The sequence below is a fragment of the Klebsiella sp. SWET4 genome, from assembly GCF_024296565.1.
Lineage (GTDB): Bacteria > Pseudomonadota > Gammaproteobacteria > Enterobacterales > Enterobacteriaceae > Klebsiella > Klebsiella variicola.
Genome location: NZ_JANCOB010000044.1, coordinates 1 through 1,360 on the forward strand (window position 1 = coordinate 1; position 1,360 = coordinate 1,360).

A 1,360-nucleotide genomic window follows, 5' to 3' on the forward strand; every position below is an offset into this window, starting at 1 on the left:
CCGAATGGACATGCTGACTCCTCCTGGTGGTTGAGGAGGTCATATTGATCACGGTTACAAAAGTTTGCAATAACGCTTCTACCGGAGCTGCTGTCACGCGCGCATCTGCAAGCTAGGTGTCGCATCCCGGACGATTGCATAGACTCTAAACGCTATCCACTCTTCATGGCCCGAGCCGTTCTAAAGGAGTTGATAGAGTCCTTGCAATCCACCCAGGGAGTGAAGCCATGTTGATAGCCCTGCACAAGAACGCCCGCACCACGCCCGCCGTGCGTGCCGAGATCGCAGCCAGCGATGAACCAGCCAGCATCCTGGCCCAGCGCTTTGGGATCACTGAGCAGACGGTCTACAAGTGGAAGAAGCGCGATGTCTTTGCAGACCGCTCGCACACGGCCCATCGCCTGCAGACGGTGCTCACGCCTGCGCAAGAGACCGTGGTGGTTCACTTGCGCCGTACCTTGCTGCTACCTTTGGATGACCTGCTGGCCGTGACACGGGAGTTCATCTGTCCCCATGTCTCGCGCTCCGGGCTGGACAGGTGCTTGCGCCGCCATGGAGCGGGCAACCTCAACGCCCTCAAGCCCCAGGAGCCTGCGGTAGCCCACAAGGCCTTCAAGAGCTACGAGCCAGGCTACGTGCACATGGACGTGAAGTACCTGCCCCAGATGCAGGATGAGAGCAGCCGGCGCTACCTATTCGTGGCCATCGACAGGGCCACGCGTTGGGTGTTTGTGCAGCTCAAGTCCAACAAGACCGCCGCCAGTGCACAGGCCTTCCTCAAGGCGTTGCACAAGGCCTGTCCGATCAGGATCAACAAGCTGTTGACCGACAACGGCAAAGAGTTCACGGACCGTCTGTTTGCCAGCAAGGAACGCGAACCCAGCGGCAACCATGAATTCGATCAACTGTGCCGGGAGTTGGGCATAGAGCACCGATTGACCAAGCCCAGGACGCCCAGAACCAACGGCATGGTGGAGCGGTTCAATGGACGCATTGCGGACGTTCTGAAGACCCACCGGTTCAACAGCCGCGAGGACATGGAGGAGACCTTGCTGCGCTATGTGGCCTTGTACAACCACCAGTTGCCGCAGTCAGCGCTCAAGAGCAGTACGCCGATGCAGGCCATGAAAGATTGGTACCAGACCCACCCGCACCTGTTTCACAAGCGACCATATGATCGTACGGGATGCGACAGTTACACAAGCCGCGCAGATGCCGGCAAGCCCTGGCAGGTGAAACCGGTCACTGGCACGCTCTGTCGCCCGCGCAGCTGTATCAGCGAATTACACCCTGCAACGCCTTGCGGACCCCTGGTCAGACGGGACTTGGGGGTTGCCACCTGCCGGCGAAGCCGGTGAAG

Annotated in this window: 1 pseudogene; it reads left to right on the plus strand. The window is 59.6% G+C overall.

Annotation, left to right across the window (positions count from 1 at the left end):
• Positions 1 to 227 precede the first annotated feature (227 nt).
• Positions 228 to 1,193 (plus strand): annotated as a pseudogene (locus tag NKJ21_RS27380) (IS481 family transposase); the annotation flags it as partial.
• Positions 1,194 to 1,360 lie beyond the last annotated feature (167 nt).